This is a genomic window from Streptomyces sp. NPDC047917 (genome assembly GCF_043204345.1).
GTDB lineage: Bacteria > Actinomycetota > Actinomycetes > Streptomycetales > Streptomycetaceae > Streptomyces > Streptomyces sanglieri.
In genome coordinates, this window is sequence record NZ_JBIDCA010000026.1 from 35,952 (window position 1) to 56,761 (window position 20,810).

Sequence of the window (20,810 nt, forward strand, 5' to 3'; positions counted from 1 at the left end):
CCTGGGGCAAAGGGGGGTGGCTGGACGGTCCCTCTGGTACGCCTCGGGGATCGGAGTAGACGCACGATCCCACCCCCCTTCACCCTCCTCGGCACGCCGTACCCGGGGCACCGCACTCGGACGCGTGCTCATGCCGCCAGTTCGTCGCTCGACCAGGACGCCGTTCTCGAACCGGGCGCCGGCGCGGACCAGGGCCACGAGGTGGGCGCCGCTGATCGCGCGGCAGCGGGCCTGGGCGGACTCGACGAGCTTGAACATCATGGCGAGCGCAGCGGCCGGGCTGCCCGCGCCGCGGGTGACATTGGTGCGGAGCTTGACCGTGGAGAAGGTTGACTCGACAGAACTGCTGGCGTTCTACGAGTTGCGGGCGACAGCCCTGCCGCGCCGCCCAGGAACTGCTCCAGCGCAAGTACGAAGACCCCGGACGACAGGCCGTGCAGGTGGAGCAGCGGCAGCACCTCGGAGAGAGCCAGCGCCACACCGTACGGACATGGACTCCCGTCGTGTCGGCAGCGATACGGACATGCACCGTCTGTAGCGTCCCGGTCGCGTCCAGCGAGAGCAGACGCCGTACCACCACAGACCGCATCAGTGCCCGGTCCCGCGACCGGGAAGCCACCACCGCTCTCTCGGCTCCCACCGAGGCCAAAGACAGCGGGGGCGCGACTCGGCTCATGCCCATGCCGAACGGGACAGCAAGTCTGGACTCGTACGGTCGGACATGAGTGCCCTGCCAGGACGGTGCTCCTGGTTCGCCCTGCAGTCACTTCGCACGTTCCGCAGGGCCGACCCCTTCGGTCAGCCGAGAGACTGCGGGTGATGGAGATGTTCTGAGGTCGGGACGGCTGTGGTGGTGCCTGTGCGTGAGGCTTGGAGGGCTGCGTTGGCCACGAGTACGGCGTGCAGTCCGTCGTGGAGGGTCGCGGAGCGCTGGCTGTGGCCGCGGACCAGGTCGCGGAAGGCTTCGTGTTCGGCGATCAGGGGTTCTTGTTTGGGGACTGCGTAGCGGGTGACGTCTCCTTCGGTGACGCCGCGGAATGCGGTGAGTGCTTCCCATTGGGTGCGGGTGGAGCCGTTGGCCCAGTAGGAGAGGTCGGCGGTGAGGGTGTCGGCGACATGGATGCCGTGGTCACCGGTGACGACAGTGGTGCGTTCTTTGAGTGGTGAGATCCAGTTGACCTGGTGGTGGGTGATGGTGCCGTCGGTCAGTTGTCCGAGGGCTGCCAGGAGGTCTTCGTGGGGGCGGCCGCTGCGATGGGCGGCACGGGCGGCGATTGAGGTGTAGCGGGTGCCGGTGATCCATGCGGTGAGGTCGAGGTCGTGGGTGGCGAGGTCATGGATCACGCCGACGTCGGTGATCCGTACGGGGTAGGGGCCGGTTCGTCGGGTGGCGATGGAGAACACGTCTCCGAGCTGTCCGGCTTCCAGCCGTTGGCGCAGTGCGATCAGGGCGGGGTTGAAGCGTTCGATGTATCCGACGGCGGCCGGGACGTTGGCGGCATGGAAGGCTTCTGCGAGGCGTCTGGCGGAGGCGGGGCCGCCCGCCAGCGGCTTTTCGATGAGGGTGGGGATGCCGGCTGCGGCGAGGGCGGTGCCCAGTAGTTCGTGCAGGAGTGTGTGGGGCAGGCCAGCACCGCATAGTCGAGGCCGAGTTGCAGCAGCGCGTCCAGGTCTGCGACTACGGGGATCCCGTCGGCGGCTCGGTAGCGGTCGCCGTGCGGATCGAGCGCGCCGACCCGTTCGGCGCCGTTCAGGGACCGCAGGACCCGGGCATGGTGGCGGCCCATACGTCCCAGCCCGATCAGGCCGGCGCGCAGCGTCGGGGTGTTCACGCGGCACGCTCCCGGGCCGGGGCGAGGGCCAGTGCGGTCATGGCCTGGGCGACGTTTTCCATCTGGGCTGTGGTCAGCCCGGGGTGGACGGGGAGGGACAGTACCTGCTCGGCGGCGGTGTCCGTGTGCGGGAGGTCGGCTGCGGTGGCGTAGGCGGGTGAGCGGTGGAGCGGACACGGGGGCGCGGAGACGGGGGCGCAGCCGGGCGAGAACCGAGCACGCCTCGGGCTCGTAGGTCGTCGAGGTCGTGGTATCCCCTCTTCCCCAGCCCCGTCGTCGCCGAATCACTCCTGGACCGGCTCATCAACACCAGCCACCAGGTCATCATGAACGGCCCCAGCTACCGCCCCAACAAGTGTCCGAGGAACCCCATCCACAAGACCAGGTAGGGAAACCGGTGGACGTCGTCGGGATACTGCCGTCATGGCCGTCACTCAGCAGCTTGCCCGCATCCCGGCGGAGCATCTCGCCTCCTGCCGCCAGTCAGCGGACGTATCGCCGGATGGAGATCCTCTCTGGGATCCACCGTCGGTGGACGTCCTCGACCTGGACTGGGCGCCATTCCTTCTCGAACGGGTCTGTGAGCTGGGAGGTCTCGATGACGTCCATCGGGATGCTCTCCGACAGGCTCTCGACGGCGACACCGCCATCGACCTCGCTTTCCTCAACACGCATCCGCATGCCATTGGCCCCTTCGGGCCAGACCTCACGGTCCTCTCCCCGACTCAAGTGGCTCGCGCTGCGAAACTGCTCGGGCAGATCGACTTTCCGGCCCTCCTGGCCGCTCTGCCGACAGATGAAACAGAGGCCGCCTCCTTGATCGGCAACGGCGCGGACAAGATCGTCAGTGGCCCCAAGAAGTACCTGCTGGGGCACTTCAACGCCATACGCGAGTTCTACCGTGGTGCATCCGAACGGCAGCTTCTCGTCGTGCTCTGGTGGGACTGACGCGGACGGCCTCATCGTCAGCCCTCGTCAGCAGCTGGGGAATTACGTGAACTTCCGCCTGGGGAATTACGCGAGCGTCCACACGCACTGGGCTCAACGCACTCGCGAGGTGTTTCCCCGTCCGCGTACGGTCTGCCCATGACAAGGACCACGCCGACCAGACCTGTGCCCGTGGTGGTTGTGTTCCCAGAGCTCGCCACCTATCGGGGCCGGACCACCCGACTGCACCCCAGGCCGGGGCGACCTGGCATACGCGAGAGCCATGTCGGCGGGCCGATGCTGTGGCCGGCGAACGAGCCGTGGCCAGTCTGCCAGGAGCCCCACCAGCCCGAGACCGAGGGGTACGAGCCGGACGAGATCCGCAGTGCCCGGGCCGCGGGCGTCTGGCCGCGGAGCCGGCCGTGGCCGGGCTCCGGAACGCCCGGAGAAGACGGCCCGGTGCCGTTCGTAGGTCTCGCCCAGTTCTTCCGCCGGGACATCCCAGCTCTGACGCCCGGGCCCGACGGTGCGGATCTGGTACAGATCTTCCGCTGCCCGTTCAATCACGGTCCGTACCTGGAGCGCCGTTACCACCTGCGGTGGCGGCGGGCCGCAGAGGCCGGGCGCGCGGAGCGCTGCCTCGCCACCCCGCCCGAAGTGCCCATGCTGCGATGGGAGCACGAACTCCCCGAGCCGTGTGTCCTGCATCCGGAAGAGGTGGACACCTATCCCTGGGCGGAGGACGACACGCTGCCTGCCTCTCTGATCGCCGGCATCGACGCGTGGGACGACGCCCAGGCGGCGGAACACGGCCCTGAGGCCCCCAGCTACCAGTACGACTTGTCGATCCCGCCGGGCTGGCGGGTGGGCGGCTTTCCCAGCTGGGCGTCGACGGGCCCGATGGCCATCAATTGCGAATCCTGCTCGACCCCGATGCGACTGCTGCTGACCGCCGGCAGCGACGAGATGGATGCCGGCTCGCACAGCTGGTTGCCTTTGGAGGACCGCGACCCGTCCCTGCTGGGGAAGGCCACGATCCAGGGCGGCCCGTCCGTTGCCCAACCGACCCGGCTCCGCTTCGGCCGGGACCGGGACCTGCACCTCTTCACCTGCCCGTCCGACCCAGGCCACCCACCCCAATGGGTTCTCTCCTAGGGGCGGTGAGGTAGTGGGACCAGCTCTCGCTGACCGGCTGTGCCCAGCGGTTGGCGGTGTGGGACTGAATACCGAACAGGCAGTGGGCCAGCCCCGGTCCGAGGGTCGGGGCCGGTGCGCCGTACGGCGGCTACGTGCACTTCTCGTCGATGTTGTACTGGAGTGCCCGCGGGTAGTCGTGCCGGCTGAGCCGGACCCGGGCCAGGATCGGGCCGCTGTTGATGTCATTGCCCGGATCGGCGATGTCGAGCAGCAGTGACTCCAGCTCGGTGTGGGTGGTGAGCTCCCGCCCGCGCATCTGGTGCTTCTCCGAGCCGAAGACCTCCGCCAGCTTCTCGTACTGCCAGGGGTGCAGCACGTTGTAGAAGTCGGCTCCGTCGGACGGCTTCTCCTTGTAGTAGCAGGGGTTGACCAGCATCTGCTCGATTCCGTAGAAGCCCTCGTTGTCCAGGACGAAGACCACCGGCCGCAGTTGGTGGCGCACGTGTGTGGACAGTTCCTGGCAGATCTCCTGGAACGAGCCGTCCCCGACGAACACCAGCGGCCGCTTGAGCGGCTGCTGGCGGGCCAGCGCCACCCCGGTGGCCGCGCCGACCGAGTAGCCGATGGACAGCCAGCTGTTCTGCGCCACGAAGCTCGCCCGCTCCACCATCTGTAGATTCATCGAGCCCAGCAGCGCGAATGCTGCGTCCGAGACCACCGTGAACGGTGAGGTGGCCTCCGGGCCTTCGCCATGCGCCTGGCTCAGCAGGAAGGCGTTCATGCGCTGGAAGAACCCGTCGTACGTGAGCTCCTCGGGGTGGTCCGTGCTGCTCAGGCCGGCCAGGAAGGCGGTCGTGGTCGCCGGGACCTGCCGCTCCTTGGCGTGTGCCAGCGCGAAGAGGTCGGCCTTGAACGCCCGCTTGCCGAAAGCGGCAACCAGCGCGTCCCGCAGCGCAGGGATGAACCGTGCCAGTTGGATGTCCGGGAAGTACTGGGCGCCGACACTGACGCCCTCACGGGCGGCCACGATCCAGTCGTCGCCGATCGACTTCTCGCCCCCGAGGTTCTTCGATGTCGACCAGGTGCCCAGGCCGATCCGGCATCCGGCGGCCTTGAACGCCTCGCGCACCTCCGGCAGGCTCGCCTTGCCGTTGTAGACGCCCGTGAAGCCCGGGGTGTTCTCGGAGACCACGGACTTCGCTCCGACGGTGGTGCAGAACGGGATGCCGGTCGCCTCCACCATCGAGACCAGCTCCCGCTCCAGCCGGTTCCGCTCGATCTCCTCGCCCGCCCACAGCACCGGCGTGCCGAGCCGTTCGACCAGCTCCACCGAGGACTCCACCGCCTTGGCGAGCATTTCCTCGTTCCTCTTGGTGAACGGCCTTTTCTGGCCGCGGAGTTCACCCTGCGGTGCGGCGCACGGGGCATTCCAGAGATCGTCCATCACCTCCAGGTAGACCGGCCTGCGCTCGGTCAGGCCGGCGATGATCGCGCTGTCGATCTGCGAGGGCGCGAGCCCGGGGTTGGAGATCACCTGCGCGTCCACCGTGACCTGCCGGTAGACGTCCAGATTGCTCTCCCGGCGCTGGCTCATGTGCGAGGTGAGCAGACCGACCGCCTGGTAGTTGAGCCACTGTTCGTACGGCGGTGCCGCGTTGATCGCGATCACCGGCACGTACTCGACGTACGCGCCGCCGATCGGGTTGAGCAGGCTGAACGCTCCCACGCCGTAGGTGACCGCGACGGCTGCGACGCCCTGCTCGCCCTCGGCGAGATCCGCGTCGGCGGCCCGCACCCGGGCGTAGGCGTCGGCGGCGTAGCCGCTACCGGCCTCGGTCGGGGTACCGACCCAACGCACCCCGGTGGTGGCATGCATGATCGTCAGGAACGGGCCGAGGTGGTCGCCCGGCACCCCGAACAGGTGCCGGATGCCCAATTGCTCCAGTCTGGTGGCCAGGTAACGGCCCACCGTCCATTCGCTGTTGCCACTCATTTGCTCAATACCTCCGCTTTGTGTGCGTGACCGGTCCGTACCTCGGGCCGGATCTCCGGTTTGGCACGGGACGGTGGCGCGGGTGCCTCGTGCACGGCGATCGCGGCGCGAACGGCGGTCTCCACCGCGCCCTCGATCCAGGCGTGCTTGAGCGAGACGTGCTCGCCTGCAAAGTGCACCGGGCCCTCCGGCTTGACCACGTCGAGGTGGAAGCTGGTCATCTGGTGCGGGGTGTACACCGCTGCCTCGCCGAAGGCGTACGGGTCGCGCAGCCAGCTCTGGGTCTGGCCGTAGCCGGTGTAGAACACCTCGATCCGCCGGCCGTGCACCGACTGGAGGTTGCGCAGCGCGTACACGTACCGCTCGGCGTCGGCCATCGAGTCCCAGCGCGCCGCGTCGTCCGACCAGCTGTAGCTGGCCAATACCACGCCGCCGCCGTCGCTGTCGGGCACCGGGTGCGAGGGGTAGTACATGAAGCGGTTCGGGTTGTCGGTGGTCGAACCGCCGCCGAAGCAGTTGGTGGGGGGACGCACACCCGTCCCGCTCAGCGGGGTCTGCCGGAAGGCATCCAACTGTTCCTGGCTGATCCGGCTCGAGTCCACGCTCCGGTGGGCGCCGAGCAGCACTCTCGGTGGTTTGCGTGATGGCCGGTGCCCGTTGCGGGCGGCGAGCGCGGCGGCCTCGGCGTCCTCCTCGGCGGCCCGCTGGTAGTACTCGTACAGGCCGGGCTCGATGGAGTCGAGTTCGTCCTTCCAGTCCGCCTCGGTGAACTCCCACCACCGGCGGGAGAACTCCAGCAGTACCTTGGTGGCCTGGTCGTAGTGCGTCTCGATGATCGCCCGGCGCTTCTTGTACGAGTACGGGGGCGAGACCTGGACGAACCGCAGCGCGGAGAACGGGACGGTGACGATCGCGAAGTCGCCCTTCCAGATCGTGGGTTCAGCCTCCAGGTCGCCCTCGGGCACGGTGTGGACGGCGACCTGCGGCCCGTTCGGTCCGACGTCCTGGCCGGCCCCGCCGTCACGGCGCGGGTCCCAGTACTCCATCCGGATCATTCGCTGGCCCATTTCGAGTTCGTCCTGGAGCTCCTCGGCCAGGGCGTAGGGCAGCTGCCAGCTGCCGCCGTCGATCTCCCAGTAGGTGGCGTCCGGGTTGATGTCGCTGCGGCCCAGGAAGGTGTGGAAGAAGGACAGGTGCAGCCGCGAGGTCATGTTCTCGATCGTGCCGACCGCCTCGATGGCCTCGTCGCTGAAGCCCGCGTACTCGCGCAGGAAACGGCCCATCGAATAGCCGTCGAAGTCGCGGATCACCCGAGCCCAGCCCTCCAGCCACTCGGCGAACGGCTTGCGCACCCGCTTGCCGTTCTCGATGTACGAGTAGTAGTCGCGGACCGGCTCCAGTGCCTGGTTGACCATCTCGCCGGCGGTGATTCGTACTTCGTCGCCGGTGAGGTGGAAGCCCTCGTTGACGCTGCTCGGGTCGGCGGCGTACTCGCTGCGGCGGGCCTGGATCCGGTTGGTGCGGATCCAGCTGTTGAAGCGCTTGACCGGCTCGCGGAAGTCCGGGCTGTCCTCACCGTACTTCCAGACCTTGCCGTCCTCGAAGGACTCGTAGACCACCGGCGGGACGGGCGTGTTCTGGTTGCCGGTGTCGGGGTCGACGTCGACGTTGTAGAACAGCTGCCGTTTCAGGCCGAGGCTGTCTACCAGGGCCAGGGTGAGCGGGTGGAAGCTGGGCAGCCGCATCGCCCCGGCCTCCCCGTACTGCACCGGGTCGTGGAACGGGCTGTCCTGCTCGTTGCCGGTGGAGCGGAAGGTCTTGATCCGCCCGCCGATCCGGTTGGCGTTGGCCTCCAGGATGGTGACGTTGTGCCCGGCGTCCTTGAGCAGTTTCCCGGCAACCAGACCGGCGATCCCGGCGCCGACGATCAGCACGTCCTTGGGCTCGTCGGCCTCCGGGATGCCCTCCTTGATCAGGACGTCGAGGTAGCGCAGTTTCAGGTCTTTGTCGTCCGGACCGACGAGCAGCAGCTCGCGGGCCAGCTGCCAGCAGGTCTGCTGGCGGGCGCGGTCGTTGGCCGTGCCCTCGACGATGGGGTTCTCGTTCATGGCTTCTCCTCGCCGCTCAGGAGCCGACCGGCTTGTTGGGGAGGTCCTCGCCCTCGGCGAGCAGCCGCAGCGTGCTGATCGAGGGGGTGAAGGCGTAGAGCGCGCCCGTGGTGCGGACGAAGCGCTTCATGTCGACCGTGCCGGAGGTGCCGTCCGCGAGCTCGATCGAGGCCTTGCCGGCGAGGCCGGTGACCTTGTCGAAGCCGTTGGCGACCTCCTGGCCGGACTGGCTTTCCCCGGGGGTGAACGCGTCGTCGTTGGACCAGTGCCGCTGGACCAGTTCGAACTGCCCTTCCAGCGAGGTGCCATAGCAGACGAACATCAGCCCGCGGTCCTTGCCGTCGTCCGAGCTGCCTTTGAACTCGGGGCCGTAGGGAATGCCGCGGCGCATCAGGCGGTGGCTCTTCGGTTTGTTGTCGCCGATTCCGGCGAAGGCACGCGGATGGGTGCGGCGGATGTGCGCGGCCCAGGGGGTGTGCCGGCCGATGGGGTCGTTCGCGTAGTCGAAGCCGTTCCGGTCCGGGCCGAGGCCGGTCACGGCGCTGCACGGCGGGGTGAGCGGTGCGCCGTCCTTCGCCCGGCCGACCAGACAGGCACCGAGCCGGTCGCTGTCCATGTTTCCCGTGAAGTTCTTGACGCCGTCCACCACGGCCTTGTTCCAGCCGGCGACATCCTGGTGAAGGCGGCGCACCACCTGGAGGGAGCCGTTCTTCATCCACGCCGGCGCCTTCCGGTCGCCCTGTTCGCTTTTGTAGCCGAAGACGAACTCGCCGGGCTGGATCAGCTCGGTCCCGGCGTGGTTGTCGCGGAAGCCCTTGCGGCTGGCGTCCTCGCGGTGGAAGTCCTTGACGCCGGGCTGGGAGATGCCGTCCTTGTAGCCGAAGTGCTCGTGACCCTTCAGATCGCCCTTCAGGGTGCGGCCCTCGTCCACGTGGACTCGCGTGATCTGGTGGGTCTGCTCGACCGAATCGAGGTTCTTCAGCTTCTCCTTCAGCAGCTCCTCGGTGTCCGCGGCGACGATGAGGACCGCGTGCACAACCTTGTCGCCCGTCCTGGCCCCGAACAACCAGGTCCTGGGGTCGCTCTCGCCGGTGTCCCCGAGGTCCTCGGCCCGTGCGGCCGCGCCCGCGCAGAACGACGTGAAGGTGCTGAGGTCCTTCTTGATCTGATCGGGCTTCTTGGCGATCGTCACGAGGCCCTCGAAGGTGAGGGAGACCCCACAGCGGACGGTGGTGATCGACGGATCGCGGCCGAAGGCCCGGCGGGCCAGCGAGAACTGCTCGTTGAAGTCCTCCGTCTCGTTGGTTGTCGCGACGGTGTTGAGGATCGCGGAGAGCCAGCCGCGGCCCTTGGCGGCGTCCGGGAAGCGCAGGTAGCGGAAGTCCATGAAGTCTTTGTTGAACGCGGCCAGGACGTTGCCCTGGATGTCGGTGGACCCGCGCAGTTCCGGCTGGGGCAGCTGCTCGATGAACGGGACGGTGGTGGGACGGGTGGGGGTCGTGGTCACGGTGGGGCTCCTCGCATGGAGTGGAGGGCGGCGACAGATTCGCAGAACCAATGATCACCCAGAGTGATTCTATGACTACTTACAGTATCTACGTGTTGCCTTGAGCTCTGTCAAACGGAGGCCGGCTGCGGTCACCGGTCGGCCTCCGGCCCGTAGAACTCGACGTCGATCGACGACTTCGGTAGCCGGGCCGCGGCCGCCCGGTCGTCGGCCGAGGCATCGCCGCCGTACCGCTTCACGGCGGTTCCCGGCAGCTTCTCCGGACGCCCCCCGCCGACGGGCGCCAGACCGCCACCCGCGCCATCGGCGACCAATGGGCGAACCCCGCCGCAACCGGCCCGAGCCGGCCGCTCCTCGTCGCGTACCTGCGCCAGGACCCGCGCCTGGCCCGCGACCACCACCTCACCGACCTGGGGCGGCTCACCGACGCCGCGCACACCTGCACCGACAACTCCGTGTGGGAGCCCTCTCGCCCTGCCCACCAGCACCAGCGCCGAAAACCCGTCCCGGGCACCCCCGCCAACGCGCTGGCCGAACTTCTCACCGCGATCACCCGCCGCCAGCACGAACACCGCCAGCACACCACGGACCGCCTCACCGCCGCCCTCGACACCGGCCTGCTGCCCGCCGAGCCCGCCGAGGGGCTGTCCGCACGTGATCTGGCCCGGACCCGGATCCGGCTGGAGCACCCGGTGGAGATCGAGACCGGGTTCCCCGGCGGCAGCCGCTACAGGGCCCGCCGGCATGAACCCCGGCCTGCTTTTGATCCGGTGACGACCCGTCTGGGCGAGCGTCGTCGTACCAAGGTGGTTCTCGTACTCGCGGCACGCTTTGTGCTGTGCCGGGGACCGCTGGGACGCCCTGGCCGCCGTCGAGGGGCCGGCAGCCGGCGAGGAGCTGACGGTGGACGGCTGGGGTGGCGCTGATGCACAGGGTGTAGCCCTGGCCGCGCAGTACGGCCACCCCTTGGCCGAGCACGGCTCGTCACCACGGTCGTCGCCTCACTGCGGCAGGCCCTCGACTCCGGCGTGTTCCCCGGGCCGCGCATCTACCCGAGCGAGGCAGCCATCTCCCAGACCTCCGGGCACGGCGATTTCTCCGCCGTCTACGAGGACGCGACCACCTTCTCCTGCGGGCTGCACCCACGATCCGAGCAGATCGGCTTCCTGCGCGTGGCCGACGGCCGTGACCAGGTGCTGGCGGCCGTGCGCGAGCAGCTGCGGACTGGGGCACCTACGTGTCCGCGCACGTCTACAACGGCGAGGGCATCCGCCGCGCGATCGATGCCGGAATCAAGTCGATCGAACACGGCCACCTCGCCGCCGGCCGTGACACCGTCAAGCTGATGGCGAGCAAGGGTGTCTGGCTGAGCACCCAGCCCTTCCTCGAACGCGACCACGAGTACGCCAACCCGGAGAACACCGCGAAGAACAAGCAGGTCTGCGACGGCGTCACGAACACCTTCGCGTGGGCACGGAAAGTGGGCGCGAACGTCGCCTTCGGCACCGACCTGCTGCTCGAACCCGAGAAGGCCGGCCTGCAGAGCGAGATGGTCACCCGGCTGTCCACCGACTTCGGGTTCACCCCTGCCCAGGCGCTGCGGATCGCCACGTCCGGCAGCGCAGCCCTCTTCCGGCTCTCCGGTGAGCGCGACCCCTACAAGGAGGCCCGTCTCGGTGTGATCGAGGCCGGGGCCTGAGCCGATGTTCTCCTCGTTGAGGACGACCCCACTCAGGACCTCACCGTACTGGGCGACCCGGACAAGAACCTGGCCGTCATCATCAAGGACGGCCGCACCTACGAAAACCTTCTCGGCTGACAGAAACCCGCGACCCGGACGCGCCTGACCTCGCCCCTGCACAGCACCAGCGCCCGGTGTGGGGCACCGGGTGGCGGCGCTGTTTGCGCCTGGTCCAAAACCATGTCCGGGCCGGCGGAACGCTTCCCGGCGGCTACGGGCGAGGTGATGGTGCAGGGCGAGGACCTCGGACGCTGGGTCACCGCGCAGCGGCACGGGTGGGAGCAGCTCCTGCGCGTTCAGCAGTGGATCCTGGAGAACACCCTCGGACTCCAGCCGGCCGAGGAGGATGAGCGGCCGGTGAAGCAGACGCAGGATTCGAAGTGGGCAGTGGACCTCGCGGCGGCACGGCCGTTCCACACCCGCGAAGGACACCTACAGGTGCCCCGGAAGCACGCCAAGCACCAGGAGACGGCAGAGGCGGTGCCGGGCCGTCGGTAAGGCGCTGACGGGGTCGTGGTGGTCAAGCTCGGCACCTGGCTCGACAACGTCCGCAAACGCGCCGCGAAACTCCCCGAACAACGCCGCACCGGCCTCGATGCTCTTGGCATGCGCTGGTGGAGCGGGGCGGCTGGCGCGACGTGTGAGGAGGGGCGGGCCTGCGGGGTCCGCCCCTCCTTCCGTGATGCCCCGGGTGGGCGAATTTCCCTCTTCATATATGTGTTCACCGATTTAGATGCAGACGTGCAACTGACGTGTCAGTGCTGGCAGTTGACATGGTTGTGGCTTCTGCCACGGTCCGTGGGTTGGGTCGGGCCGGCCAGACGCCCGCCGAACCGGGAGGGGGCCGCTGCAGAGAACCGATCACCACTCACCTCGGCGCAGCAGTACCTCATGGACCGCCTGTTGGCGTGCGCCGACTGTCGGGAGCTTGGCGTCGAGCACGGGCCGACCCTGATCCGCTCGCGCCGCGGTGCACATCCGCGCGAATGGGAGCGGGCCCTCACGGTGTCCCGACTCCACCTGGACCGGACCGGGGTGATCGTCGAATCGGTCACGCCGGTGAAGCCTCGGCCGCATGACTCCGTACCCGGCGGTGGCGCCGGGTACGGAGTCGCAGGGCGGTTGTCAGCTGGTGCGGTTGTAGATCGCCGTGCCGGGGCAGGCGGTGACGCCGGAGCGGGTGGCGCAGCCGGTGTACTGGCCGGAGCCGTTCCACCAGGCCCAGCCGCCGATGGTGCGGCCGTTCAGCCAGGTGTACTGGCCTACGTAGTTGGCGTCGTACGTGCGAAGGCTCCAGTGCACGTGGGCTCCGGTCGCGGAACCGCCTGCGCAGGTGTCGGTGCCGATGTTGCCGAGCAGGGCGCTGCGGGTGATCGAGGTCCCGTTGTAGTAGGTGGCGTTCCACATGTGGTAGTAGTCCGTCGAGAAACCGCCCGGGTGGATCACCCTGGTCCAGCCGCCGCCGGCACCGCACATCGAGGTCGCCGTCCCCTCGCGGGAGGAGCGGACCCGGCCGCTGGCGTTGCCGCCGGAGAAGTCGAGGCTGCTCCAGTAGCCGGTCGAGCCGTCGCTGGAGTGCGCGCCGCCGGTCAGGGTCATGTAGTAGTCGGGCATCCAGGGCAGCAGCAGCCCGTTGGTGTTGGCCAGGGTCCCCGCTGACGACGCCTGCTTCTGCGGCGTCGCCCTGTGCTGTGCGTATGCCGTCATGGTCTGCCGCTCCGCCTTGCCGACCAGCGGGGACTTCGCCACGTGGTCGGCGAATTCGGCGTCGCCTTCGAGGCCCGCGACCCAGCGCCCGTCCTTGCGGTGGGCGATGTAGAGCCAGCCTTCCGGCTCGCCGTGGTGCGTGCGCGGCGCCTCGACGTACGCGACACCGCGTGCCCAGTCGCGCGAGACGGTGCGGATGTCGACGACCACCTTGCGGCCCTCGGCGGCGAGCTTGCTGACGGCGGCCTTCGGGGCGAGGCCCTTGGCATCGTGGGACCGGGAGAGGACGTCGGTGGAGACGGCGTCTATCAGTGCTTCGCGGCCGGTGCCGAGGCGTTCGGCGACCGTGGTCGGCGCCTTCACGGCGATACCGGAGGATGACGACGTGGCGGCGGCCGCCGGGGGCGCGGCCGAGTGCCGGTTGCTCGCCGTCGCCGAGGGCGCGGCAGCGAGCAGCCCGGTGACGGCGAGGGCGGCGACGGTGGTTCTCACGGACAGTTTGGAAAGCATGGGGGCGTCCCTTCTGCACAGGTGGGCCTGCCGGGCAGACAGGTGGCAAGAGCGTGGTGGAACGCGGCACGCCGTGCGACACGTTGAAGCTGGAGTGCTGGCGGGTGCTTCTCTCTCCGCTACGTGGCCGGCAGGTCGTGTGAGCCTGCCGGTGGGGTGCCGCGTTCCGGCCGTCACGTCGAAGGTCTCGGGCCGAGGTGGGTGAAGGCGGACGGCCGGGTTCGGCGCGCGGTGGGGTCAGAGGCCGCAGTTGGGGGCCGACCAGTATCGGCCGGTGCCGCCTGCGACGTGGACGTGGTCGTCGTGGCCTGGGTAGCCCGGTCCCAGGATCTGGGTGAAGCCGTGTTCGCGGGCCTCGAAGGCCAGGGCGCAGAAGCCCTGGGAGCCGGCGCTCATGTCGGCTGCGAGGCCGTACATGTGGAGGCTGTCGGGGGCACCGCCGACGGCGTCGTTGCAGGCGTGGTCGCGGAAGCCGTCGTTGATGCCGATGGGCCGGTCGCCCATCGCGTGCCGCAGGGCCTGCAGTTTCCACATGGTGACCAGGACGTTGGTCTGGACCGTGACGGCGTCGACCTGGCCGCCGGACCAGTCGGTGCCGCACTGGTTGAGTTCCGACCAGTCGAAGTTGGCCGGGGAGCAGTCGCCCTTCTGGAGGTCCTGGATCCTGCCGAAGGTGAGCGGGCCGGCGATGCCGTCGGCCTCCAGGCCGTAAGCCGCCTGGAAGCGCTGCACCGCGGACCTGGTGGCCGGGCCGAACTCGCCGTCGATGGCGAGTTCGCCTCCGAACCCGGGGTAGCCGGCGACCCTGATCTGGAGCTGCCTTACGTCCTCGCCGGACGTTCCCTCGCTCAGGGATCGGTTCCAGGTGAAGCAGGCTCCGGCGGGTGCGAGGCCGGTGGATGCCGAGGCGGGTGCGAGGGACGGCGCGGGGCTCGCGGACGCGGGTGCGGCGAGAAGCAGGCTGACGCCGGTCAGGGCGGACGCGAGCAACAGGAATGAACGCGATGTCATGTGGGGCCTCTGTTCGGACGACGGCGTTGTCGGATGACACGGTCAGGGGCACAGCCTCGCGAGTCCGCGTTGCCTATTGAGGGTGAGGACGGCGGCGGTGATCAAGCTGAGGCGGTCGGGGCTGCAACGGGTGTGCCGGAGGATTCAGCAGGACTCAGATGTGCGATGCGCGTTCGATCAGCTCGCGGGCGGTGCCTTCCACTGCGTCGTAGCGGTCCGGGTAGGCCGATACCTGCACGGTCTGCGCCACCTGACCCGCGGACAGACCCGGGTTGTCCGCAGCCACCTGGATGGCGGGGGTGAAGAACGCGTTCGACGCGTACGACACGTCCATGATCTGTTCCGGTGTGCCCCAGCCCTGCGACGGACGCTGCTGGAACACTCCGAGCGAGTCCCGGTCGCCGCAGTCCAGGTTGTTCATGTTCGACTCGACCACGCCCGCCTCGAAACCGGCGAGCAACACCTTTTCGCTGACGCCGAGTTCGACGCCGGTCCAGTAGACGGCCTTGAGCACCTCGGGGTCGGGTTCGTCCGGCACCGCGCAGCCCCCGCCGCCGCCCTGGCCGACGAGGTTCTGCCAGGTCTCGGGGCCGATGACACCGTCCACGGACAGACCCTTGTCGCTCTGGAACGAGGTGACTGCGGACGCGGTGGCCGGGCCGAACTGTCCGTCCACGGCCAGTCCGTAACCGTGCTTGTTCAAAGCGGTCTGCGCCGCCGCGACCGCGTCGCCGCTCTCGCCCTCCCGGACCGTGACGATCAGCCCTGGCCAGGTCTCCGCGCCGATGACACCGTCCGCGGCGTATCCCCCGGACTTCTGGAAGGCAGACACCGTGTTCTCGGTCGCCGGGCCGAAAGCGCTGTCGACCGAAATGTCGTAACCGTGACCACGCAGCAGGTACTGAGCGGTGGCGACGTTCGCTCCGGTCGTGCCGTTGCTGAGGGTGGGCCAGGCCGGAGCGGCGGTGGCCGGCTGCACAAGACCGAGTGAGACCGCCAGGGCCGCGCATACCGCGGCAAACGCGACCCACGCACGTCCGACTCTTGTTCCTGATATCAACCCGGCTCCCATGTCGAGGAACATTGCGTGCCGAAAAGTAGCAACGGACGGCCCGTCCGGCATCGGGTGTTCGACCGACGTACGCAACGGGACATGTCCGCCGTGTCGCTTCTTCTCGGCTACGGCCGGATTCACCGACCGCCGAAGCCTGTGCCCCGGCCCTGTGCGGACGTTCCAGGGCTGCTCGTCCGGATCCGATGGCTCGACGAGCACGCACGTCTGACGTGAGGAGCGGTCGCACGGCTTCGATATAGTCCCGCGTCGTCGGGATTCGTCTTCGACGGATGAGGTGGTCGGCTCAACCCAGGAGGACAGTGAACCGATGCCCTGGTTGCCATCCTGCGGTGTCGCACCGGTGGTTCGAGGTCTCTGCCCGCTCGCTCGCGAAGAAGGCGGCACCAGCGCCCCCGCCCTCGGACCGGTTCGGTGAGCGGCCTGCCGCCGATCTCGCCCCAAGGCAGTGTCGAGGCGCGATTCCTGGCCTCCGCCCACCGGTTGGTTCCTCCCGTGCGCGGGGTCGCAGTGGTCGTCATCAGCGTCTTCGGCCTACTCGCGGTACCCGACGAGGCGCTGCCGCTGGGGTTCGCCTTGTTCGGGTTGGTACTCGTGGGGGCCGGGGTGGACTTCTGGGCGGGGTTCACGGGGCGCGGCACGGTGCTGTCTCTGGTGTTCGCCGTGCTGAGGGTGGCGGCGGTCTGCGGCAGCCAGGAATGGACCGGCGGGCCACTGAACCTGTGGGCGCTGAACATGCTGACCACAACGGCGATCACACTCCAGTGGGAGTGGCCCCCGGCAATCGCCGTGCCCGTCACGTCCGGGCTGCTCGCGGTCGACCTGACCGCGGTGGGAACCGATGTCGTCGGCACTCTGCTGCCGCGCCTGGTGTTCGAGTGCCTGCTGGCGCGACTGGGATTCGTGTTGCTTCGCCAATCGGCCAGGCGGGTGGATGAGTTGAGGGAACGCCGATCGGCGCTGGCGCGCGCGGAGGCGGCCTCGCTGGCGCGGCACCGGCAGGAACGCGAGTACCTCGCGCTGCTGCACGACACTGCCGCGTCGACCTTCCTTCTGGTGACGGTACAGGCGAGGGAGGCGGACCCGGAGCAGGTCGCCGAGTTCGCCCGACACGACCTCGCGGTGCTCACCGGTGCCGCGGGGGGTGCGACCGCCCAGGACAGCACCGTGGATCTGACGGCCGCGCTGCACACCGTCGTCGGCCGCGGCCAACTGGTCGTCGACGTCCGCGCGGAGGACACTCCGCTGGTTTTGGCCTCGGTGGCGCTCGCCTTCGTGCGTGCGGTGCGCGAGGCACTGGTGAACGTCGAGCGGCATGCCGAGGTCGGCACCGCCGTGCTGAGCGTGCGTGGCGAAGGCGACCGGGTCGTCGTCGTGGTGGCCGACCGGGGGGTGGGGTTCCACCCGGACGAGGTGACGCACTCCCGTCTCGGTATCCGGAGCTCGGTGGTCGAGCGCATGGTCACCGTCGGCGGCAGCGCCACGATCACCTCGCGTCCCGGTGAGGGTGCCACCGTGAGGCTGGTGTGGCCCGGTGAGTGAGAAACGCGCGGCAGGTGACCACGTCTACGCGACGATGCGGATCATCCTGGTCTGCGCCACCGGCGTTCTGCAGTTCGGCCTGAGCCTGCACCCCCTGCTCGCACAGGAGTACCGGCATCGATGGCTCGCCGTGGCCGCCTTCATCGCCCTGGCCTGCGTCACCGTCGTCTGCTGCGGGTGGGTGCTGCGGCGAAAGCCGTTGCCCGTCGGCCTCGTGGTGGCCGGCACGGCAGTGGTACTCGCGGTGTCGTTCTGCGCCCCGGCCGCGCTCGCCCCGGACCGGCGTTTCCAGGCGTCCGACTGGTCGTTCGGCCTGGTGGGGTGGCACCTGCTGTTGCTGTTGCTGGACCGGGTCCGGGTGCTGATCACGGTACTGGCCGCGCATCTGGTGACAAGCATGGGACTGTTCCTGTCAGCAGGCGTGCCGGACCGCGCCACGTTGGGTGCGGCCGGAGCCACCGCGTTCGGCGCGGTCAACGTCCAGCTGGCGGTCGTAGTGATCACGCGGGTGCTGCACCGGCAGACCCACGAGGCGATGGCAGTGGCCGAGGAAAAGGACCGGCTGGTGACCCGGGCACTGACGGCTCACCAGTGGGAACGGGGCCAACGGAGCCTCTTCGCCGATCAGCTGGGTTCGACGCTGTCGCTGCTTGCGGGCCTGGCCGACGGCGAACTGGACCCACGCGACAGTGATACCCAGCGGCAATGTGCGCTTGCCGCGACGCAGTTGCGGCGGCTGTTCGCCGAGAACGACAACGTGCCCGACCCGTTGGTGCACGAGGTCACGGCATGCATCGACGCGGCGGAGCGACGAGGCGTGGACGTGTCGTTCGCGATCAGTGGCGCCGCCGTGCCGGTGCCCTCGCAGGTGCGCCACGAGCTGACCGGGCCGGTGGTCACGGCATTGTCGGCGGCGCGGAGTCGTGCCAGGGTGAGCATGCTGCGCACCGATGAGGAGGTACGCATCGCGGTGGTGGCCGACGCCTGCTCCGGCCTGGTCATCGAATCCACCGGCCGGGTCGGGGTCGAGTACGGTGTCTACGGTGAGTACCTGCGGCTGGAGGCCAGATGGCGCAAGCAACAGGGCTGAGTGCCGTCATCGTCGACGACCATCCCGCAGTGCGTGCCGGCGTCGCCCAATGGCTGGTCACCGGCACCCCACCGATCCAGGTCGCCGCATCGGGCGACGACGTCCGGGTCGCGTGGGCCGGTGAGGGCGCCACCGCCGACGTGGTGATCCTCGACCTGCACCTGGGCGGGCCGACGCCGGCCATGGGCGAGCTGCGCAGGCTGGCTCAGGCAGGGCGACGGGTCGTCGTCTACTCGATGCGCGCGGATGACGAGATCGCTTTGCAGTGCCTGGAGTTGGGGGCCCTGAGCTACCTGACCAAGGCCGAGGGCGCCGAACATCTCCTCGAAGCCTCCGTCGCTGCGGCATCAGGCCGCACCTACACGCCGCCGTCGCTGGCAGGAGCGCTGGCAGGTGACCGCTCCACCGGCCGGCCGGCGCTCTCGGCGCGCGAGACCGAGGTGCTGGTCGAGTGGTTCCAGTCCGAGTCCAAGGACTTCGTGGGCCAACGCCTGGGTATCTCGCCGCGCACGGTCAACACCCACCTCGAACACATCCGGATCAAGTACGCGATGATCGGCAGGGAAGCGCCCACCAAAGCCGCGCTCCTGGCACGAGCAATCCAGGACGGACTGGTCCAGGTCGACGACCTGTGACGCGATTCTTTCCCTCCTCTCACTCCGAAGCCGCCGGGCACGGGCGTCCACAGCCTGACAGGACGACCGGGATTCTGGGACGGTCCGCCGAGTTCCGTACCCTGGGCGAGCTCGCGGAGGGCACTGTCACGTTGGCTGACCGGGTGGGATGATCTTCGGGTTGATCACGGTGGAGGGGGTTGTCCGTGGGCAGTACACCGCCGTTGTACAAGGGGCACCGGTACCCGGTGGAGATCATCCCCACCGCCTGCGGCTGCACTTCCGCTTCCCGCTGTCGTTCCGCGAGGTCGAGGAGCCGATGCTTGAGCGCGGCGTGCTCGTCTCCCACGAGACCGTCCGACGCTGGTGCGCGAAGTTCGGGCACGCCTATGCCGACGGCCTGCGCCGCCGGCAGCCCAGGCCCGGGGACAAGTGGCACCTGGACGAGGTCTTCATCAAGATCAACGGAGAGCAGAAGTACCTGTGGCCGACCGTCGACGCCGACGGCACCGTCCTGGACATCCTCGTGCAGAACCGGCGGGACACCGCTGCGGCCCGGCGCTTCTTCCGCACACTGCTCAAGAAGACCTGCTCGGTGCCGCGGGTGGTCGTCACCGACAAGCTCCCTTCCTACGGCGCGGCCCACCGCGAGGTCACACCCTCGGTCGAGCACCGCTCCCACAAGGGCCTGAACAACCGGGCCGAGAACTCCCACCAGCCCACCCGGCAACGCGAACGCGCCATGAAGGGCTTCCGCTCCGTCGGCGGAGCCCAGCGGTTCCTGTCCGCGTTCAGCGGCATCTCACCCCACTTCCGACCCCACCGCCACCTGATGACAGCCCCCGACCACCGCGCCGAGATAACCGTCCGCTTCGCCAGATGACAGGCAGTCACCACCATGGTCAGCCGCACCGGCAACAGGCTCCAGCTGAATTCGCGAGCTCACCGGTTCCAAGGCCGGGACAGAGGCGCTATTTGAGCGTGCAACAGCGATCAATTCTTGTCGCTCTCCTGGGGCGCCACGCCGGTGCCCATGCCGTTGTCCCCCACGAGTGCCGAGTGGGTGAACACCTTGTAGCCACGCACCGGGTCGAGCCCGTGGACCTCCTTGGTGTCCAGGGCATCCGTGAAGTCGAGGATGTCGGTGCTGACCTCCTGGCTCGGCACCAGGATTGGGAAGGGGAACCCGGGCGGGTACGGGGTGACGAAGATCGCCGACACGACTGGCCGCCCTGCCTCGATCCGGCGCCGTGCCTCGCTCGACATGACGAACTCGCACAGTTCCTGCCGGTAGGCCATGTGGTAGGGAGTACGCATGTCCCCGTCGGGGGCCTCCCCTGCGGGATCGGCGCAGAACGCTGGGCGCGCGGGCGTTGAGGCGACGCCATGTCAGAGGTAACCGCCTTGCACTTTGGCCCGGGCAGTCGAGGGCAGTGCGCCTGGGCCCCGTTTCCCGAAGCTGCCGTGTAGGAGCTTCGGCGCTAAGGCGGTGGCCCGTGTGGGCACGCGTGCGAAGGCGCCCCTTCACGATGGCAAGACCCAGCTGGTGCAGGTACCCGCAGGTGCCCGGTACGTAAGCAAGGTCGCCCGAAGGCCCGGTATCCAGCATGGGCGTGGCATTGGTGGCGATCGCCGCGTGCGCAGTCCCAATGCCGCCATCACACGGCGGCGTCCGAATGCGTAGACCGCCGGCTCGACGAACCAGCGGCAGAAGCTGGGATCCGGGTCGTACACAGCTGCCGCCATCAGCGGGGCGAACCACTTTTCGGGCAGACTTGCACGTTCGAGCAGGGGCTTAGAGGTCCTAACAAAGGCGTTGGACGTGTCGGTGGGTGATGAGGCAGGTGGCGAGGCCGAGGAAGGCTTCATGGATGTCGTCGCGTCGCTCCCAGCGGACACGTAGGTGTCGGAAGCCGTGAAGCCAGGCGATGGTGCGTTCGACGACCCAGCGATGAACGCCGAGACCGGATCCGTGCGGGACACCGCGGCGGGCGATGACCGGTTTGATGCCCTGGGCCC

The 20,810-nt window shown here is 68.8% G+C and carries 17 protein-coding genes and 4 pseudogenes; 9 read left to right on the top strand and 12 right to left on the bottom strand.

Features of this window, described 5'->3' with window-relative positions:
* Nucleotides 1–144: 144 nt before the first annotated feature.
* From ACGF8B_RS40760 to ACGF8B_RS40770, 3 genes and pseudogenes are all read right to left on the bottom strand, one after another.
* Nucleotides 145–348: pseudogene (locus tag ACGF8B_RS40760) on the bottom strand (IS256 family transposase); the annotation flags it as partial.
* Nucleotides 349–798: 450 nt separating this feature from the next.
* Nucleotides 799–1,787 (bottom strand): annotated as a pseudogene (locus ACGF8B_RS40765) (Gfo/Idh/MocA family protein).
* 41 nt (nucleotides 1,788–1,828) lie between these two features.
* Entirely contained in the window at nucleotides 1,829–2,086 is a 258-nt protein-coding gene (locus tag ACGF8B_RS40770; protein ID WP_392747853.1) for a DegT/DnrJ/EryC1/StrS family aminotransferase, read from the bottom strand.
* A gap of 169 nt (nucleotides 2,087–2,255) precedes the next feature.
* Between ACGF8B_RS40770 and ACGF8B_RS40775 the strand changes: the two genes are divergently transcribed.
* Nucleotides 2,256–2,780, top strand: a complete 525-nt coding sequence (locus ACGF8B_RS40775; protein ID WP_392747820.1) for a DUF1877 family protein — start codon at nucleotides 2,256–2,258, stop codon at nucleotides 2,778–2,780.
* A gap of 438 nt (nucleotides 2,781–3,218) precedes the next feature.
* A complete protein-coding gene (locus tag ACGF8B_RS40780) occupies nucleotides 3,219–3,914 on the top strand; it encodes a hypothetical protein (RefSeq protein WP_392747822.1) in 696 nt (231 codons plus the stop codon).
* Nucleotides 3,915–4,044: 130 nt separating this feature from the next.
* Here ACGF8B_RS40780 and ACGF8B_RS40785 read toward each other — a convergent pair whose 3' ends face one another.
* The 4 genes from ACGF8B_RS40785 to ACGF8B_RS40800 form a co-directional block, all read right to left on the bottom strand.
* Nucleotides 4,045–5,889 carry an alpha-keto acid decarboxylase family protein gene (locus tag ACGF8B_RS40785; protein WP_392747824.1) on the bottom strand — a complete coding sequence of 615 codons (1,845 nt, stop codon included), beginning with the start codon at nucleotides 5,887–5,889 and terminating at the stop codon, nucleotides 4,045–4,047.
* On the bottom strand, nucleotides 5,886–7,997 hold the full coding sequence (locus ACGF8B_RS40790) for a flavin monoamine oxidase family protein (protein WP_392747826.1): 2,112 nt from the start codon (nucleotides 7,995–7,997) through the stop codon (nucleotides 5,886–5,888). Before ACGF8B_RS40790 ends, ACGF8B_RS40785 begins: the two co-directional genes overlap by 4 nt.
* A gap of 16 nt (nucleotides 7,998–8,013) precedes the next feature.
* Nucleotides 8,014–9,504 (bottom strand): Dyp-type peroxidase, encoded by a 1,491-nt coding sequence (locus ACGF8B_RS40795; protein ID WP_392747828.1) that lies wholly within the window; start codon nucleotides 9,502–9,504, stop codon nucleotides 8,014–8,016.
* Nucleotides 9,505–9,635: 131 nt separating this feature from the next.
* Nucleotides 9,636–9,941 carry a hypothetical protein gene (locus tag ACGF8B_RS40800; protein ID WP_392747830.1) on the bottom strand — a complete coding sequence of 102 codons (306 nt, stop codon included), beginning with the start codon at nucleotides 9,939–9,941 and terminating at the stop codon, nucleotides 9,636–9,638.
* An 18-nt stretch (nucleotides 9,942–9,959) separates the two neighbouring features.
* Between ACGF8B_RS40800 and ACGF8B_RS40805 the strand changes: the two genes are divergently transcribed.
* From ACGF8B_RS40805 to ACGF8B_RS40815, 3 genes and pseudogenes are all read left to right on the top strand, one after another.
* The gene (locus ACGF8B_RS40805; protein WP_392747832.1) at nucleotides 9,960–10,430 is read left to right on the top strand and encodes a hypothetical protein; all 471 of its coding nucleotides are present in this window, start codon (nucleotides 9,960–9,962) and stop codon (nucleotides 10,428–10,430) included.
* Between the two features lie 296 nt (nucleotides 10,431–10,726).
* Nucleotides 10,727–11,203: pseudogene (locus ACGF8B_RS40810) on the top strand (amidohydrolase family protein); the annotation flags it as partial.
* A gap of 222 nt (nucleotides 11,204–11,425) precedes the next feature.
* Nucleotides 11,426–11,743, top strand: coding sequence for a hypothetical protein (locus ACGF8B_RS40815; protein ID WP_392747834.1), 318 nt, complete (start codon nucleotides 11,426–11,428; stop codon nucleotides 11,741–11,743).
* A 627-nt stretch (nucleotides 11,744–12,370) separates the two neighbouring features.
* Here ACGF8B_RS40815 and ACGF8B_RS40820 read toward each other — a convergent pair.
* The 3 genes from ACGF8B_RS40820 to ACGF8B_RS40830 form a co-directional block, all read right to left on the bottom strand.
* Nucleotides 12,371–13,462: a M23 family peptidase gene (locus ACGF8B_RS40820; protein ID WP_392747836.1), complete on the bottom strand. Its 1,092-nt coding sequence runs from the start codon at nucleotides 13,460–13,462 to the stop codon at nucleotides 12,371–12,373.
* A 237-nt stretch (nucleotides 13,463–13,699) separates the two neighbouring features.
* A complete protein-coding gene (locus ACGF8B_RS40825; protein WP_392747838.1) occupies nucleotides 13,700–14,473 on the bottom strand; it encodes a D-Ala-D-Ala carboxypeptidase family metallohydrolase in 774 nt (257 codons plus the stop codon).
* Between the two features lie 154 nt (nucleotides 14,474–14,627).
* Nucleotides 14,628–15,545, bottom strand: coding sequence for a peptidoglycan-binding protein (locus ACGF8B_RS40830; RefSeq protein ID WP_392747840.1), 918 nt, complete (start codon nucleotides 15,543–15,545; stop codon nucleotides 14,628–14,630).
* 495 nt (nucleotides 15,546–16,040) lie between these two features.
* Between ACGF8B_RS40830 and ACGF8B_RS40835 the strand changes: the two genes are divergently transcribed.
* The 4 genes and pseudogenes from ACGF8B_RS40835 (at nucleotide 16,041) to ACGF8B_RS40850 (ending at nucleotide 19,674) form a co-directional block, all read left to right on the top strand.
* Nucleotides 16,041–17,087 (top strand): sensor histidine kinase, encoded by a 1,047-nt coding sequence (locus ACGF8B_RS40835; RefSeq protein ID WP_392747841.1) that lies wholly within the window; start codon nucleotides 16,041–16,043, stop codon nucleotides 17,085–17,087.
* Complete coding sequence (locus ACGF8B_RS40840; RefSeq protein ID WP_392747842.1) at nucleotides 17,080–18,177, top strand: hypothetical protein; 1,098 nt, start codon at nucleotides 17,080–17,082, stop codon at nucleotides 18,175–18,177. Before ACGF8B_RS40835 ends, ACGF8B_RS40840 begins: the two co-directional genes overlap by 8 nt.
* The gene (locus ACGF8B_RS40845) at nucleotides 18,156–18,812 is read left to right on the top strand and encodes a response regulator (protein ID WP_392747844.1); all 657 of its coding nucleotides are present in this window, start codon (nucleotides 18,156–18,158) and stop codon (nucleotides 18,810–18,812) included. Before ACGF8B_RS40840 ends, ACGF8B_RS40845 begins: the two co-directional genes overlap by 22 nt.
* Before the next feature lie 203 nt (nucleotides 18,813–19,015).
* Nucleotides 19,016–19,674, top strand: a pseudogene (locus ACGF8B_RS40850) (IS6 family transposase).
* 110 nt (nucleotides 19,675–19,784) lie between these two features.
* On the opposite strand, the gene ACGF8B_RS40855 reads toward ACGF8B_RS40850, so the two are convergent.
* Nucleotides 19,785–20,108 carry a hypothetical protein gene (locus ACGF8B_RS40855; protein ID WP_392747846.1) on the bottom strand — a complete coding sequence of 108 codons (324 nt, stop codon included), beginning with the start codon at nucleotides 20,106–20,108 and terminating at the stop codon, nucleotides 19,785–19,787.
* Between the two features lie 487 nt (nucleotides 20,109–20,595).
* A partial coding sequence (locus tag ACGF8B_RS40860; protein ID WP_392747847.1) for a transposase occupies nucleotides 20,596–20,810 on the bottom strand: 215 nt, incomplete at its 5' end.